The organism is Micromonospora endolithica, assembly GCF_003626595.1.
GTDB lineage: Bacteria > Actinomycetota > Actinomycetes > Mycobacteriales > Micromonosporaceae > Micromonospora > Micromonospora endolithica.
In genome coordinates this window covers 87,235-102,085 of sequence record NZ_RBAK01000003.1, presented here as the reverse complement: position 1 = coordinate 102,085, position 14,851 = coordinate 87,235, and the positions used below count along the sequence as shown (strand labels likewise).

Annotated in this window: 15 protein-coding genes and 3 tRNA genes; 11 read left to right on the top strand and 7 right to left on the bottom strand. The window is 73.8% G+C overall.

The features are described from left to right. Positions 1 to 88 precede the first annotated feature (88 nt). Positions 89 to 1,411 carry a cryptochrome/photolyase family protein gene (locus D7223_RS09640; protein WP_120727313.1) on the bottom strand — a complete coding sequence of 441 codons (1,323 nt, stop codon included), beginning with the start codon at positions 1,409 to 1,411 and terminating at the stop codon, positions 89 to 91. Then, positions 1,408 to 2,319, bottom strand: coding sequence for a phytoene/squalene synthase family protein (locus tag D7223_RS09635; protein WP_120727311.1), 912 nt, complete (start codon positions 2,317 to 2,319; stop codon positions 1,408 to 1,410). The genes D7223_RS09640 and D7223_RS09635 overlap by 4 nt, the downstream gene beginning before the upstream one ends. A gap of 65 nt (positions 2,320 to 2,384) precedes the next feature. Here D7223_RS09635 and D7223_RS09630 point away from each other — a divergent pair, with 65 nt between their 5' ends. The 9 genes from D7223_RS09630 (at position 2,385) to D7223_RS09590 (ending at position 8,606) form a co-directional block, all read left to right on the top strand. Next, positions 2,385 to 3,539, top strand: coding sequence for a polyprenyl synthetase family protein (locus D7223_RS09630; RefSeq protein WP_120727308.1), 1,155 nt, complete (start codon positions 2,385 to 2,387; stop codon positions 3,537 to 3,539). A gap of 29 nt (positions 3,540 to 3,568) precedes the next feature. After that, complete coding sequence (crtI, locus tag D7223_RS09625) at positions 3,569 to 5,050, top strand: phytoene desaturase family protein (protein ID WP_420330304.1); 1,482 nt, start codon at positions 3,569 to 3,571, stop codon at positions 5,048 to 5,050. After that, on the top strand, positions 5,047 to 5,667 hold the full coding sequence (gene idi, locus D7223_RS09620) for an isopentenyl-diphosphate Delta-isomerase (protein ID WP_120727303.1): 621 nt from the start codon (positions 5,047 to 5,049) through the stop codon (positions 5,665 to 5,667). The genes crtI and idi overlap by 4 nt, the downstream gene beginning before the upstream one ends. Further along, positions 5,657 to 6,646: a MerR family transcriptional regulator gene (locus tag D7223_RS09615; RefSeq protein ID WP_120727301.1), complete on the top strand. Its 990-nt coding sequence runs from the start codon at positions 5,657 to 5,659 to the stop codon at positions 6,644 to 6,646. The genes idi and D7223_RS09615 overlap by 11 nt, the downstream gene beginning before the upstream one ends. Before the next feature lie 40 nt (positions 6,647 to 6,686). Further along, positions 6,687 to 7,484 (top strand): polysaccharide deacetylase family protein, encoded by a 798-nt coding sequence (locus D7223_RS09610; RefSeq protein ID WP_120727299.1) that lies wholly within the window; start codon positions 6,687 to 6,689, stop codon positions 7,482 to 7,484. Positions 7,485 to 7,638: 154 nt separating this feature from the next. After that, positions 7,639 to 7,711: transfer RNA gene (locus tag D7223_RS09605), tRNA-Glu, on the top strand. A gap of 33 nt (positions 7,712 to 7,744) precedes the next feature. Continuing rightward, positions 7,745 to 7,818: transfer RNA gene (locus D7223_RS09600), tRNA-Asp, on the top strand. Positions 7,819 to 7,919: 101 nt separating this feature from the next. After that, positions 7,920 to 7,993 (top strand) — tRNA-Phe (locus D7223_RS09595). 127 nt (positions 7,994 to 8,120) lie between these two features. Beyond that, positions 8,121 to 8,606, top strand: a complete 486-nt coding sequence (locus D7223_RS09590; protein ID WP_120727297.1) for a DivIVA domain-containing protein — start codon at positions 8,121 to 8,123, stop codon at positions 8,604 to 8,606. 58 nt (positions 8,607 to 8,664) lie between these two features. On the opposite strand, the gene D7223_RS33445 is transcribed toward D7223_RS09590, so the two are convergent. Then, positions 8,665 to 9,666, bottom strand: a complete 1,002-nt coding sequence (locus D7223_RS33445) for a hypothetical protein (protein WP_238161777.1) — start codon at positions 9,664 to 9,666, stop codon at positions 8,665 to 8,667. A 226-nt stretch (positions 9,667 to 9,892) separates the two neighbouring features. On the opposite strand from D7223_RS33445, the gene D7223_RS09580 reads away from it, so the two are divergent. Next, positions 9,893 to 10,408: an SRPBCC family protein gene (locus tag D7223_RS09580; RefSeq protein WP_120727295.1), complete on the top strand. Its 516-nt coding sequence runs from the start codon at positions 9,893 to 9,895 to the stop codon at positions 10,406 to 10,408. 27 nt (positions 10,409 to 10,435) lie between these two features. Here D7223_RS09580 and D7223_RS09575 read toward each other — a convergent pair whose 3' ends face one another. Then, the gene (locus D7223_RS09575; protein WP_120727293.1) at positions 10,436 to 11,137 is read right to left on the bottom strand and encodes a DUF2786 domain-containing protein; all 702 of its coding nucleotides are present in this window, start codon (positions 11,135 to 11,137) and stop codon (positions 10,436 to 10,438) included. Positions 11,138 to 11,187: 50 nt separating this feature from the next. Then, positions 11,188 to 11,577, bottom strand: coding sequence for a hypothetical protein (locus D7223_RS09570; RefSeq protein ID WP_120728133.1), 390 nt, complete (start codon positions 11,575 to 11,577; stop codon positions 11,188 to 11,190). Between the two features lie 155 nt (positions 11,578 to 11,732). Between D7223_RS09570 and D7223_RS09565 the strand changes: the two genes are divergently transcribed. After that, positions 11,733 to 13,079 carry an ABC transporter substrate-binding protein gene (locus D7223_RS09565; protein ID WP_120727291.1) on the top strand — a complete coding sequence of 449 codons (1,347 nt, stop codon included), beginning with the start codon at positions 11,733 to 11,735 and terminating at the stop codon, positions 13,077 to 13,079. Between the two features lie 66 nt (positions 13,080 to 13,145). On the opposite strand, the gene D7223_RS09560 is transcribed toward D7223_RS09565, so the two are convergent. Together D7223_RS09560 and D7223_RS09555 are read right to left on the bottom strand one after the other, a co-directional pair. Further along, positions 13,146 to 13,889: an enoyl-CoA hydratase/isomerase family protein gene (locus D7223_RS09560; RefSeq protein WP_120727289.1), complete on the bottom strand. Its 744-nt coding sequence runs from the start codon at positions 13,887 to 13,889 to the stop codon at positions 13,146 to 13,148. Then, positions 13,886 to 14,803 carry a 3-hydroxyacyl-CoA dehydrogenase family protein gene (locus D7223_RS09555; protein ID WP_120727287.1) on the bottom strand — a complete coding sequence of 306 codons (918 nt, stop codon included), beginning with the start codon at positions 14,801 to 14,803 and terminating at the stop codon, positions 13,886 to 13,888. Before D7223_RS09555 ends, D7223_RS09560 begins: the two co-directional genes overlap by 4 nt. Between the last annotated feature and the right edge of the window lie 48 nt (positions 14,804 to 14,851).

Below are 14,851 nucleotides of genomic sequence, written 5' to 3'. Positions count from 1 at the left end.
GCGGCCCAGTGTAAGGAAGGGCCCCCGCTTAACGCCTCAGGTAGAGCAGGGGCCCCTTCTTAACAAGAACCACCGCCAAGCGCGAGAGTCAGCGCAGCCAGACGGGTTCGGCGCCGGGCGCGGTCAGCGGGGGCGGGTAGTCGAGGGTGCGGCGCAGCTCGTCGGGGAGCCGCCACGGCTGGTGGACCGCCTTGCCGTCGACACCGGCGAGTTCGGGGACCCAGCGCCGGACGTACCCGCCGTGCGGGTCGTACCGCTCGGCCTGCCGGATCGGGTTGAAGCCCCGGTAGGGGCGGCTGTCGTTGCCGGTGCCGGCCACCCACTGCCAGTTGCCGGAATTGTTGGCCACGTCCCCGTCGAGCAGCCAGCGGAAGAAGACCGCCACGCCGGGCCGCCAGTCCAACCCGAGGCTCTTGGTGAGGAACCCGGCGGTGATCAGCCGCGCCCGGTTGTGCATCCAGCCCTCGGCCCGCATCTGCCGCATGCCGGCGTCCACGATCGGCACCCCGGTACGCCCCCGCGTCCAGGCGTCGAGCGCGTCGTCGTCGTACCGCCAGTCCTCGGTGGCCCCACGCCGGTACGCCTTCGTGGAGATCTCCGGGAAGCCGGCGGTGACCTGGTAGTAGAAGTCCCGCCAGCAGACCTGCCGGACGAACGGTGAACCCCGGTCCCCGGCGGCGTTGGCCACCGTGAGTGGTGACAGGCAGCCCCAGCGCAGGTACGGGCTGAGCCGGGAGGTGCCGTCGCCGACCATGTCGTCGTGCAGATCGTCGTAGTCGGGCAGGGTGGGTAGCCACTGCTTCAACCGACGCCGGGCCACGTCCTCCCCACCCACGGCGGCGTCCGGTGACTCCCCGGGTGGCGGATCGGGCAACGGTCCGGCGGTCACGCCGTCGGGCAGCGTGACCCGGCGCGGCGGGGCCAGTTCCTCCCGCCAGGCCCGCCCGGACCACGCCCGGTGGTACGGGCTGAACACCCGGTAGTGGTCGCCGCCGCCGGGCCGCAGGTCACCCGGGTCCACCACGGTCAGGCCGGGGAAGGTCTTCACCGCGAGCCGCTGCCGCTCGCACTCGGCGCGCAGCCGCCGCTCCCGGCGGCTGGCGTACCGGCTGACGTCGGCGGAGAGCGCCACACCCTCGGCACCCACCTCACGGGCCACCCGGAGGGTCTCGGCGACCGGGTCGCCGTGCCGGACGACGAGATCGCCGCCGAGACCGCGCAGTGCCTCCCGCAACGCCGCGAGGCTCTGGTGCAGGAACCGGGTGCGGTTCGGCGAGCGGTCCGCCAGCGTCGGGTCGAGCACGTAGAGCGGGACCACCCGGTCGAAGGCGGCGCAGGTCGTCGCCAGCGCCGGGTGGTCGTGCACCCGCAGGTCGCGGGTGAGCAGCACGATCGCGGTACGGGTACTCACGGCATCGGGGGACCGGGCACCACGACCGGGGTTCCGGTGGGGGTGAGCAGGGCGCGGGCGGCCACCGACAGCCGTCTCCGCTGCGGCACGAGGGCCCGCCTGGTGAACACGTCGAAGTCCTGGGCGGCCACCTCGTCGAGGATCCCGCCGTAGAGGGCGTACGCGGTGCGCATGCAGGCCTGCGAGGCGGGGGCGAGCAGGGTGATGCCGGGAGCGGCGGCCAGGTAGTGGGCCTGGGCACGGGTCACCTCGTACCGGATCAGTTCGCGGATTCCCTCGGTGGTGCGGCCCGCGGCGCGGGCCCCCTCCAGTTCCTCGCGGGTGACGCCGAACCGCTCCATGTCCTCGTCCGGCAGGTACGTCCGGCCGCGGTCGAGGTCCTCGGCGACGTCCCGGATGAAGTTGGTGAGCTGGAAGGCGAACCCGAGCTGGCGGGCCGGTTCCCGGGCGGCGGCCGGCGCGGAGCTGCCCAGGATGGGCAGCATCATGGTGCCGATGACCGCGGCCGAGCCCTCCATGTAGTCGAGCAGGTGGTCGTAGCTGCGGTACGAGGTGACGGTCAGGTCCATCGCCATGCTCTTGAGAAACGACGCAAAGTCGTCCCGGTCGAGATCGAAGATGGCGATCGTGTGCAGGACGGCCGGCAGCAGCGGGTCGTCCACCGGCTCCCCGTGCAGGCCGGCGATGAACCGGCCGCCCCAGTCGTCGAGCCGGGCTGCCCGTTCGGCGGGCGGCAGCTCCTCGGTCCGGTCCACGATCTCGTCGGCGTAGCGGGTGAAGCCGTACAACGCGTGAACATGCCGCCGTTTCCATGCGGGCAGCAGCCGGGTGGCGAGATAGTAGGTGCGGCCATGACGTCTGTGCAGCTCGCGGCAGCGGTCATAGGCAGCGGTGAGATCGGTGTCCACCGGCCCTCCTCAGTTATCGACGCACCAATCGACGCAACTCGTAACCCTAGGGTACGCTCGCCCACATGGCCAACGACGCAGTTGCGGCTAATGCGTTCCGCGTGGCGCCGGCGGAGCCGGCCGACCGGGACGATCCGATCCGCGCGGTCCTGGCCGCGTACACGAGGGACCTGATCGCGGCGGTCGACGACACGCTCGCCGACTTCCTGGCCACCGAGGTCGCCGCCCTCACCCGGATCGACGCGGCGATGGGCGGATTCGCCGCAACGGCCGGCGAGTGCGTGCTGGCCGGCGGCAAGCGGGTCCGCCCGACGTTCGCCTACTGGGGCTGGCGGGGGGTCATCGGCAACGAGGAACCGCTGCCACCGGTGCTGCCCGCCCTCTCCGCGCTGGAACTTCTGCACACCTTCGCGCTGGTGCACGACGACGTGATGGACGCGTCCGCCACCCGCCGCGGCCGGCCGACCGCCCACGTCGCGGTGGCCGCCCAGCACGCCGCCGCCGGCCACCGGGGTGACCCGGAGCGGTTCGGCGAGGCCGTCGCGGTGCTGATCGGCGACCTCTGCATGGTCTGGGCCGACCGGCTGCTCGCCCAGGCCACCGTCGCGCCGGCCCGTCTGCTCGACGTCCGCCGCTGCTACGACCAGATGCGGGTGGAGACGGTGGCCGGGCAGTACCTCGACGTGCTCGGGGAGAGCGACTCGGTCAACTGGTCGGTGGACCGTGCGCTGCGGGTGGCCCGCTACAAGACGGCGAGCTACACCGTGCAACGTCCGCTGCTCTTCGGCGCCTGCCTGGCCGGCGCCGAGCCGGAGGCGCCCCTGAGCACCGCCTACAGCCGCTACGGGCTGGCCGTCGGGGAGGCGTTCCAGCTCCGCGACGACCTGCTCGGCGTCTACGGCGACCCGGAGACCACCGGCAAGCCGGCCGGCGACGACCTGCGCATCGGTAAGCCCACCACGCTGCTCATGCTGGCCCGGCAACTCGCCACGCCGGCGCAGCGAGGGGCCCTGGAGGGCGCCGGCGACGGGACGGACGAGCGGGAGACCGCCCGGCTCGCCGAACTGGTCGCCGACACCGGGGCGGTCGCCCGGGTGGAACGGATGATCGACGACCGGGTCGCCGAGGCGCTGGCCGCCCTGGACAGCGCACCGATCGAGGAGACGGCGCGGACCGCGCTGACCGGCCTCGCCACCGCCGCCACCCACCGGCGTTCATGATGGGCAGTTTCAAGAAGGAGGTGGTCGGTGTGCGTACCGTCAAGGGACGTACCGACCGGGTGGTGGTCGTCGGCGCCGGGCTCGGCGGGCTGGCCTGCGCGTTGCACCTGGCCGGCAGCGGCCGGCAGGTGACCGTGCTGGAGCGCGAGTCGGTACCCGGCGGGCGCGCCGGGCGGCTCAGCGTCGACGGGTACGAGTTCGACACCGGCCCGGTCGTGCTGACCGTGCCGGAGCTGATCGCCGAGGCCCTCGGCGCGGTCGGCGAGGAGTTGGACGACTGGCTCGACCTGACCCCGCTCGACCCGGCCTACCGGGCCTACTACCCGGACGGCTCCACCCTCGACGTCATCACCGACACCACCCGGATGGCCGCCGAGATCTCCCGGGTGTGCGGCCCCCGGGAGGCCGACGGCTACCTGCGCTTCGTCGACTACGCGCGCAGGCTGTGGCAGTTGGAGCGGGCCGACTTCATCGAGCGCAATCTGGACGCGCCGACCGACCTGATCACCGGCAACCTGCTCAAGCTGGTGGCCAGTGGCGCCTTCCGGCGCATGCAGACGAAGATCAACCAGTTCTTCCGGGACCCGCGTACCCAACGGATCTTCTCCTTCCAGGCCATGTACGCCGGCCTCGCACCGCAGGACGCCCTGGCCATCTACACGGTCATCGCGTACCTCGACTCGGTCGCCGGGGTGTCCTTCCCGCGCGGCGGCATCCACGCCCTGTCCCGGGGCCTGGCCGGGGCGGCGGAGAAGCACGGCGTGCAGATCCGTTACGACACGACGGTGACCCGGGTGGAGACCTCGGGCGGCCGGGCCACCGGCGTGGTGACCGCCGACGGTGAGCTGATCCCGGCCGACGTGGTGGTGCTCAACCCGGACCTGCCGGTCGCCTACCGTGACCTGCTGCCGGAGGGCCGCGCACGCAAGCTCACGTACTCACCTTCCTGCGTGGTCCTGCACGTCGGATCGACGCAGGGATATGAGAAGATCGCCCACCACAACATCCACTTCGGACGGCTGTGGAAGGGCACCTTCGATGAGATCATCCGGCGGGGAGAGCTGATGAGCGACCCGTCGCTGATGGTGACGAATCCGAGCCGGACCGACCCGTCGGTCGCGCCCGCCGGACGCCACACCTACTACGTGCTGGCACCGGTGCCCAACCTCGACCGGGCGCCGTTCGACTGGCGGGGCGACCTCACCGCCCGCTACACCGACCAGCTCATCGGCACCCTGGAGGAACGCGGATACGTCGGCTTCGGCGCGGGCGTCGAGGTGCTGCGCGCGGTCACCCCGGCCGAGTGGGAGGAGCAGGGCATGGCCGCCGGCACCCCCTTCGCCTCCGCGCACAGCCTCTTCCAGACCGGCCCGTTCCGCCCCTCCAACCTGCACCGCGCCCTGGACAACGTGGTCTTCGTCGGTTCGGGCACCCAGCCCGGCGTGGGCGTGCCGATGGTGCTCATCTCGGGCAAGCTCGCCGCCGGCCGGATCACCGGAGCGACCCGGTGACCCACCGGGAGACGCACCTCGTCGAACTCGTCGACGACGCCGGCCAGCCGGTCGGGGAGACCACCGTCTCGGCCGCGCACCAACCGCCGGGCCAACTGCACCGGGCCTTCTCGGTGCTGCTGGTCGACCCGGCCGGCCGGGTGCTGCTCCAGCGCCGCGCCGCCGGCAAGACCCGCTTCCCGCTGCGCTGGGGGAACTCCTGCTGCGGGCACCCCGGGCCGGGCGAGTCACTGGTCGAGGCGGCCAACCGGCGGCTGCACGAGGAACTCGGCGCCGGGCCGGTCCCGCTGACCGAGGTCGGGGTCTACCTCTACTACGCCGAGGACCCCACCACCGGACGGGTCGAGTTCGAGTACGACCATGTCCTGCGCGGTGAGGTGCCGGCGGAGCTGCCGGTGCGCCCCGACCCGGACGAGGTGGCCGAGGTGCGGTGGGTCGACCCGGTCGCCCTGGAGGCCGACCTCGACACCGACCCCTGCTCGTACGCGCCGTGGCTGGGTGGGGTCGTGCACCGTCTGCTGCGCCCCACCGCGCCGACCGCCGGGACGTCCGACCCGGCCGAGATCCCGTCCGGGCTCCCGGCCGACGAGGCGGCGGAGCGGTCGGGTGGCCGATGAGGCGCTGAGCGCCGGAGCCGTCGCCCGGCGGCTCGGAGTTGCCGTCACCACGCTGCGCACCTGGCACCAACGCTACGGTCTGGGGCCCAGCGAGCACGTCCCCGGGCACCACCGGCGTTACACGCCGGCCGATCTGGCCCGCCTGGAGATCATGCGCCGGCTCACCGCCGAGGGGGTCACCCCGGCCGAGGCCGCCCGCTGGGCGCGGCAGGCACCGGACGCCGTACCGCTGCACACCGGGCGGGAGCGGGCACGGATCACCGGTAGGCGGGACGGCGGCGGATCGACGATCCCGGTGGGCCGGGCCGGGCCGGCGGCCCGGGGGCTGGCCCGCGCCGCGATGCGCCTGGACTCCGTCGCGATCAGCGCGGCGATCACCCGCGCCCTTGACGCGGACGGCGTCGTCGCCACCTGGGACGGGCTGCTCCGGCCGGTGCTGACCGGCATCGGTGAACGGCACGCCGCCACGGCCGGCCTGATCGAGGTCGAGCACCTGGTGTCCCGGTGCGTGTCCGAGGCGCTCGCGGTGGTGGCCCGGAACGCGGCCGTCAGCGGCCCGGCCCGGATCCTGCTCTCCTGCGCCGACGAGGAGCAGCACAGCCTGCCGCTGGAGGCACTCGGCGCCGCGCTCGCCGAGGCCGGCGTCGCGTACCGGATGCTCGGCGCCCGGGTTCCGGCCGCCGCGCTGGTCGAGGCGGTCAACCGGGTCGGGCCGGCGGCCGTGGTGGTCTGGTCGCACACCCGGGCCACCGCCGACCCCGCCCAGCTCACCGCCCTGCTCGCCGCGCCCCGCCGGCCGCTGCTGGTGCTCGCGGCCGGGCCGGGCTGGCGGGCCGACACGCTTCCCGCCGGGGTGGTGCGCCCCGTCGGTCTCGGCGAGGCGGTCTCGCTGGCCGTCGCCGTACGCGACTCGCTGGACCAGTCGACCACCGCCCTGGGCGGGGGGCGAGGGATGCCGGGACGGGACCCGGTCGGCTAGCGTTCCCGGGGTCCGCCGACCCCGACCCCTCGGGAGCGACATGCGTCTCCGCGCCCGCCTCGCGTACGGCCTGCTCCTGGTCCTGCTCGTCGCCGCCTGCGGCGACGAGCCGAGTCCCGGCAGGGCGGGCGGCGGTCCGGCGCCGGCGGCCTCGGGCACCCTGCCGGCCGAATCGCCCACCGCCGTGACCCCCCGGCCGCCCCGGGCCGTCCCGACGCGACGCCCGCTCCGGCCGCTACCCGCCGCGCTCCCCGCCGGCCTGCACCGCACCTCCGGGGTACGCGCGGTGGCGCTGACGTTCGACGACGGCCCCGACCCGGTCTGGACGCCGAAGATCCTCGACCGGCTGCGGGCCGAACGGGTCACCGCGACGTTCTGCGTGGTGGGTGTCCAGGTACGGCGGCACCCGGAACTGGTCCGCCGGATCGTCCGCGAGGGTCACCAGCTGTGCAATCACAGTTGGCACCACGACACCGATCTCGGCCGCCGGCCGGTGGCCGAGATCCGGGCCGACCTGGTGCGCACCGACCGGGCCATCCGCGCCGCGGTTCCCCGGGCGAAGGTGCCGTTCTACCGGCAGCCGGGCGGCCGGTGGACACCGGAGTTGGTGGCGGTCGCCAAGCAGCTCGGCATGCGGTCGCTGCACTGGAACGTCGACCCGCGGGACTGGGGGAAGCCACCGGCCGCCACGATCGCCGCCCGGGTACGCGGGGCGGTCCGTCCCGGTTCGGTCGTCCTGCTGCACGACGGAGGCGGCGACCGGGCGGCCACCCTGGCCGCCTGCCCGGCCCTGATCACCGACCTGAAGCGCCGGTACGGCGTCACCCGACTCCGGTGAAACCGTTCTGACCTGGTCTTTTGTAGATCATTACGGCTCCAGCCATACCGGTTTGGCCGCGCGGCGGGGCATCACGTATGCTTTCGAAGCCTCCGGCGGGGCCGGATGGGAGCAAGTCCGCTTGAAGTTGCGAGTGTGCAATGATGGCGGGGCCGCCCTCATCGTCTAGCGGCCCAGGACGCCGCCCTTTCAAGGCGGTAGCACGGGTTCGAATCCCGTTGGGGGCACGATCCGGCTTCGGCCGGAGGCAACACCAGCTAGGTCCTGTGGAGCAGTTGGAGTGCTCGCCGCCCTGTCAAGGCGGAGGTCGCGGGTTCAAGTCCCGTCAGGACCGCAGCGCCGACGCCGCGCAACACGCGCGGCGTTCTGCGTATCGGAGCGTACGACCCTCCGGGCGGATGACCCGTCCTGCGGGTAGCATGAGCCGAGCAGCACGGCCAGGTAGCTCAGTTGGTACGAGCGTCCGACTGAAAATCGGAAGGTCGGCGGTTCGACCCCGCCCCTGGCCACATAGCCTTTCGCCGGGCTACAGCAGCGCCGACCAGCGGAAACGCCGGTCGGCGCTTTGCTTGGTACCTCGGCACCCCGGTTCGTCGGCGTTCGACGCACGCTTGACGGCGTCGGAAGACTCGAGGCATGGAGTCCTACGAGTTTCCCGTGATGCTGCGCGGATATGACCGGCGAGAGGTGGATTCGATCTTCACGCCGGCCATCGCCGCGCTCGCCGCCACGGACCCGCGGGTGCGTGCCGAGGCGGCAGCCGCACTGCGTCGCGCCAACCCGACCGTCGCGCTGCGTGGTTACGGCCGTGCCCAGGTCGACAGCGCGATCACGCGCATCGTCGGTCAGCTGGAGGGTCCCCCCGGACCGGTGGCGGATTCCCGCCCGCCGGGTGAGCCGGACCCGGTAGCCGAGTTCGCGGTGGCCCTGCGCGGCTACGACACGGCAGCGGTCGACCGGCTGGTCGACCAGGTCTGCCGGGCGCTGGCTTCCGAGAGTGCCATCGCCCGCGCCGAGGCCGCGACGGCCATCCGGGCGGCGACCTTCACCACCGGCTTGCGCGGATACGACAAACGCCAGGTCGATCGGTTCCTCGATCAGGCCGCGCGCGCCCTCGGGTAGCCGACGCCCGCGACCCTTGCCGAAGGGTCGGACGACCCGCCGGTCAGGGCGGACACCATCATCCGTCGCGTTTGGCCATGCCGCCCTGGATCGCCTCCCAGACGCTGCGTCCGGCCTGCCGCAGCGTCTGGCCGGCCTGCTCGGCGAGGTGGGCGGCACTCGACGCCGCGCCACCGATCGAGAACTCCTCCGCCTCAGGCTCCTGGCTCGGCCGGGGCTCCTGCTGCCGTTGCCTGCTGTCGGTCGTCGCCGGCTCCGCCCTCGCCGTCCCCGATGGACGTTCCCGGTCCTGGCCGGCCGCCGCCCGGCGCTCCGCGTCCTGGCCGGCCGCCGCCCGGCGCTCCGCGTCCCGGAAGGCCTCGCCCCGTTCACCGCCCCCGCCCGAGCCGCTGGCCAGCCCCGTCGCCTCCATCGGCTCGCCGCCCGGCACTCCGGTCCGACCGCCCGCCGGGGCGTCGCCCCGATCTCCCGCCGCCTCGTCGCCGCCCACCGTCGCCCCGGGCGCCGCCCCCGGACGGCGGCCTTCGCCGGCGTCCACGCCGATGGCGCCGACCTGTTGGCCGAGATCGTCGGTCGCGCCACCCACCTCCGGCTCGCTCCGCGCCCGGAATTCTCTGGCGGGGCGACCCCGCCGGCTGGCGGAGGCCGCGATCTCCGCCCCCTGAGTGGCCGCCCGCTGCGCCACCTCGCCGACCGGGGCGGTGCGGGTGGGCGACAGATCAGCGAGGATCTCCGGATTCCGGTCGATGGAGGTCAGGGCGCGTTCCAGGATCGCGACGACCTTCTCCAGCCGTACCTTGAGCAGCGCCTCCGCGTGTACCCCGCTGACGTCCAGCTCGACGCCCTCCAGGTGTACCCGCACGCCGGCGTCGAGCTGGAGCAGATCGGCCAGGCGGGCCCGCAGGGACAGTTCGGCGTCCAGGCCGTCGACCGCCAGCCGGATCGAGTCGACCGACACCTCTGATATGTCGAGCAGGACGTCCGGCTCCGCTCCCGCCTCACCCGACGTGGGCCGCCCACCGGCGCGATCCGGGTCCCGCTGCTGCGCGTTCTCGCCCATGCTCACCGCTCCGCCTCCACCGCCCGCCCGGACCCCACCCGCCGTGCGGGCAGCACCCGTCCGACGGGCTCGTCGCACGCCAGGTACCGTCCGGCGCGCATACCCGCTTTACGCCCGACCATCCCGCGCCCCCGATTGCTCAGCGTGACGCCAGCCGGACGGAACGTCGGCGACAACCGATGCGCGAAGTCGCACAGCCGGGCATCAGCCGGTATGGTCCGGGCCTATGGGACAGGAGACGACCGGGCCGACCGACATCCGGCAGGACTCCGAGCGGTTCTCGCTCCGCAGTTCCCTTCTGGTTCCGGCGACGCCCGAGGACGCGTTCGCGGTCTTCACTCAGGCGATGACCGACTGGTGGGTCACCGAGTACACCTGGTCCGGCCCGGGTGTCCTGGCCGAACTGGGAATGGAGCCCCGCGCCGGCGGCATGCTCTACGAGATCGGCCCGTACGGGTTCCGATCCGACTGGGGCCGGGTGCTGACCTGGGACCCGCACCGGCGGTTGGTGTTCACCTGGCAGATCGGCGCGGATCGGGTGCCGGTCCCGGACCCGTCCCGGGCGAGCGAGGTCGAGGTGCTCTTCCACCCGGACGGGCCGGGGCGGACCCGGGTGGAGGTGGAGCACCGGCACTTCGACCGGCACGGCGACGCGGCGGAGGGCTACCGTGAGGCCCTCACCGCGGGCTGGCACGAACTTCTCTCCCGGTACGCCGCGACCGTCGTGGGCGGCGCGGGCTGAGGTCGGACGGAGTGCCTCGGTAGCCGTTCAGCCACCGAGGCCGGGGCGTGGCTCGCTGCCGACCCGGAAGCCGCCCAGATCGGCGCGCCGGCCCGCTGCCGCCCCGGAGCCGAAGCCGGAACCCGCCAGCCGGCGGGGTCCCGCGGTCCGCAGCCGCGGATACGCCTCGGTGAGGCGGCGCTGCACCCGGTCCGAGCGGTCGGCCAGCACCAGCGCCACCGAGGGCGTGCCCGCGCTGTCCGCCGCGTCCTCCTCGGCCGTCCGTAGCCGGACGCCGACCACCTGCGCGAACCCGGCCAGCCAGGACCGTCGGTAGGCGGCGGGATGCTCGCCGGCCGGCACCGGCGTCCCCGCCATCCCGTGCGCGGCCTGCACCAGCAGGGAGGTGAAGAGCAGGTCGACGCGTTCCAGGTCGCTGGCGAAACCGAAGAGGTGCATCGCGAAGCCGTCGCCGCTGCGCCGGCGCACGCACCGGCAGCGCAGCGGGTCGGCGACGGCCGCGAGCAGGCCGGCCTTGTCCCTGGCGTACGGGGCGACGACCTCGACCACCCGGTCACCGACCGGGTCGGTGGCGGGGTCACGGGCGGCCAGCAGGGCGCGATCCACCCCGTAGCGGGCGATCAGTTCGGTCGCCTTGGCGGTGAAGGCGGCGGCCTCGGCCGGCGTGCAGGCCGGATCCTCGGCCTGGGCGAGCAGCTTGCGGACCTTGCTGAGCATCGCCTCGGACATGCGTCCAGGACTACCACGCACGGCGGGCGGCGCCCGGGGCGGGGCGTCGATCAGGTGGTGCGGCTGCGCAGGGTGGCGATCGTCGAGCCGGCGAGGGTGAGCAGGCAGTCCGGCAGCAACCCGTCGGCCGCCGCCGCACCGAACAGCGCCGCGCCGGTGTCGGCGTCGGCATTCGCGTACGCGCTGACGAAGCGGGCCACCCAGCGGGCGTCGTAGCCGGCCTCGTCGATCCCGGGGAAGTCCAACGCGCAGTGGCCCGGTGGGGCGGCATCCCCCACCATCGTCGCGGCGAGGCACCACGCCACCCCGTACGCCCCGGCCAGGCCGGACCGGTCGACCACCTTGTCGAACGTGCCGGTGACGCCGGGGCCGTCCCCGGCCAGCGCGGAGCGGAGCACGGCGGCCGCGTCGTCGAGCGTCTGCTGTGGCGATTCAGTCACCCACCGCACGGTAGGGCCGCCGGTCAACCCCCCGGAATATCGTCACTCCCCGTGTTTGCGGGGGTGGACCTGCGGATTGACGGACCTCCGTGGCCCCGCCGTCGGTACGGGCACGCTAATCTGCGCAGCGGACCTTCGCCGGAGGAAGGACGACCATGTTCATGACACGCGCCTCGCGGGCAGCCACCCTGGCCGCCTGCGCGACGTTCCTGCTCGCCACCAGCGCATGCGGGACCGAAGAGCCTGAAGAGGCCACCACCACCCAGGTGCGCCTGTACGGCACCGACGGCAACATGCTCAACTCGTACGCCGCGGAACTGAAGGAGCGCGCGAACCTGGTCGACGGCATGAAGGGCACCACCCCGCTCACGCCGCTGCCGGACACCTTCAAGGATCGGCTGCGGGCCGTCGACCCGACGCTCACCGACTACCTCTACTCGGCCGAGGCGTACGACGCGGTGGCGATCAGCGCGATCGCCGCCCAGCTCGCCGGTACCACCGACCCGGCCGCCATCGCGAAGCAGATCGTCGGCGTGACCAACGGCGGTGAGCGCTGCGAGACCGCGGCCGCCTGTCTCGCGCTGGCCCGCGCCGGGCGTGACGTGGAGTACCGCAGTGTCTCGCTGACCCGGGCGGGTTTCACCGACGCGGGCGAACCGTCGACGGCCAGCTACGCCACCCTGCACTTCGACGGCCAGCAGCTCAACGACGGCAAGACCGAGTTCGTCGGCGCCGGCAGCGAGTCGGCCGCGAGCACGAAGAAGCCGCCCAGGGCGAAGAAGCAGGGCAACAAGGCGGACCCCCGCAGCGGCGCGCCGCTGGTCCTGGGCGGGCTGCTGCCGAAGACCGGTGACCTGGCCATCGCCAACCCGCCCCTGGCGGCCGGTACCGCGCTGGCGATCAGGGAGGTCAACGCCGCCGGCGGTGTGCTCGGCGAGCCCGTGGTCTGGATCGACGGTGACGACGGCACCAGCCCGGCGGTCGCGAAGGCCACCGTCGCCAGCCACGTCGAGGCGGGCGTGCACGTGATCATCGGTGCCGGTGGTTCCGGGATCTCCCGGCAGGTGCTGCCCGACGTGGTGGAGGCCGGCCTTGTCCTCTTCTCCCCGTCGAACACCGACGCCAGCCTGACCGAGCTGAAGGACAACGGGCTCTACTTCCGCACGTCACCGCCGGACAGCCTGCAGGGCCGGGCGCTGGCCGACGTGATCCTGCGGGACGGCCCGCAGAAGGTCGCCATCGTGGCCCGTGACGACTCGTACGGCAAGGGTCTCCAGGAGACGGTCCGGGTCGAGTTGGAGCGCGCCGGCCTGGGCGACGACCGGGTGAAGCTGCTGGGCTACGCCCCGCCGGAGGACAGCAAGGCCACGCCGGTCGACTTCCGCAAGGGCGCCGAGGAGATCAAGGCGTTCGGCGCGGACGCGGTTCTGATCATCGGGTTCGGTGAGTCGGCCGCGGTGATCCGGGGTCTGGCGGACGTGGGCGTACAGCTGCGGCAGTGACCGCTGGCAAGCCAGACGGCGACGGCCGCACCGGGATGACCGGCGCGGCCGTCGCCGTCTGCGGGCTCAGCGGGAGCGTCGCCGTTCGAGGAACTCGGTCATCCGGCGGTGCTTCTCCGCGTCCTCGAAGAGCACCGCCTGGCTGACCAGGTCCAGGTGCGGGTGGGCGGCGGCGGGGGCGTCGACCGCCAGCTTGGTCAGCCGCAGCGCCAGCGCGGACGCCTTCGCCATCTCGTCGAGCAACTCGTGTGCCGTCGGCAGCAGCTCCGCCGGCTCGGTCACCACCCGGTTGACCAGGCCGATCCGCAGCGCCTCCGCCGCGTCCACCCGCCGCCCGGTGAACAGCAGTTCCTTGGCCCGCGCCTCGCCGACCAGCGCCGGCAACCGGTGGGTCGCCCCGGCGCCGGCCAGGATGCCCAGCCGCACCTCCGGCTGACCGAACACGGCCCGCTCCGTGCAGACCCGCAGATCGCAGGCGTACGCCAGCTCGGCGCCGCCGCCCAGCGCCGGTCCGTCGACGGCGGCGACGGTCGGCATCGGCAGCGCCCGGATCCGGGCGAAGGCGGCCGAGTTGATCGCGGCGAGGGCGTCCAGCCGGCCTCGTTCGCGCAGCTGCCCGATGTCCGCGCCACCGGCGAAGATGCCGTCGGCGCCACCGGTGAGCAGCAGCAGCCGGGGCCGGGCCTCCAGTTCGGCGCAGACCTCGTGCAGCGCGCCGATCAGGTCCGCGTCGATCGCGTTGCGCTTCTCCGGCCGGTCCAGCGTGACCACCAGCCGGTCCGGGCCCTCCTCGATCCGCAGCCCGCTCACGACGCGAGCCCGGTCAGGTCCGCCGCACCGGCCCGCTTGCCGTCGACCCAGTGATAGAAGCCCTGCCCGGACTTACGGCCCAGCCGCCCGGCGGCGACCATCGCCTCCAGCAGCGGCGGTGGCGCGAACCGGTCGCCGTACGCGGCCCGCAGGGTGCGCGCGATGTCCAGCCGCACGTCCAGCCCGACGAGGTCGGTCAGTTCCAGCGGCCCGACCGGATGCCGGTAGCCGAGCACCATCGCCTTGTCGATGTCGGCCGGATCGGCCACCCCGTCGGCGACCATCCGGATCGCCTCCAGACCCAGGGCCACGCCGAGCCGCGAGGTGGCGAAGCCGGGCAGGTCGCGTACGACGACGGGGTCCTTGCCCAGCCGGCCGGCGAGCGTGACCGCCGCGGCGGTGGTCTCCGGCGCGGTGGCCGGGCCGACCACGATCTCCAGCAGGGGCATCGCCCACACCGGGTTGAAGAAGTGCAGCCCGAGGAAGCGCTCCGGCCGGGCCAGTCCCTCGGCCAGTTCGCCGATCGAGATGCTGGAGGTGTTGCTGCCGAGCAGGGCCGGGCGCAGCGCCTCGGCGTCGCGGAGCACCGCCCGCTTGAGTTCCGGCCGCTCCGGTACGGCCTCCACGACGACGGCGGGTTCCGGGGCGAGGGCGGCGAGGCCGGCGTGCACGGTCAGCCGGGCCCGGGTGGCGGCGGCCTCGTCGGCGGTCAGCCTCCCCCGCCCGACCGCGCGGTCCCACAGCTCACCGAGGCGCGCCACGGCGGCGGCCCCCCGGTCCCGGTCCACCTCGACCAGCTCCACGGTGTGCCCGGCGCCTGCCGCGACGTACGCGATGCCCAGCCCCATCGTGCCGGCACCGACCACGACACAGCGGTCGCTGGTGCCGGCTCCTCGCTCGCTCCACTCGGTCATGGTGGGACCCTATGCAGCGGCGCCCGGGACGGGATGCGTGGGGGCGGG

Bases quoted from the DNA above. Each gene is read 5' to 3' on its own strand.
- D7223_RS09630 (WP_120727308.1), top strand. From the start codon at position 2,385: ATGGCCAACGACGCAGTTGCGGCTAATGCGTTCCGCGTGGCGCCGGCG.
- D7223_RS09610 (WP_120727299.1), top strand. From the start codon at position 6,687: ATGCGTCTCCGCGCCCGCCTCGCGTACGGCCTGCTCCTGGTCCTGCTC.
- D7223_RS09590 (WP_120727297.1), top strand. From the start codon at position 8,121: ATGGAGTCCTACGAGTTTCCCGTGATGCTGCGCGGATATGACCGGCGA.
- D7223_RS33445 (WP_238161777.1), bottom strand. From the start codon at position 9,666: ATGGGCGAGAACGCGCAGCAGCGGGACCCGGATCGCGCCGGTGGGCGG.
- D7223_RS09580 (WP_120727295.1), top strand. From the start codon at position 9,893: ATGGGACAGGAGACGACCGGGCCGACCGACATCCGGCAGGACTCCGAG.
- D7223_RS09575 (WP_120727293.1), bottom strand. From the start codon at position 11,137: ATGTCCGAGGCGATGCTCAGCAAGGTCCGCAAGCTGCTCGCCCAGGCC.
- D7223_RS09565 (WP_120727291.1), top strand. From the start codon at position 11,733: ATGTTCATGACACGCGCCTCGCGGGCAGCCACCCTGGCCGCCTGCGCG.
- D7223_RS09555 (WP_120727287.1), bottom strand. From the start codon at position 14,803: ATGACCGAGTGGAGCGAGCGAGGAGCCGGCACCAGCGACCGCTGTGTC.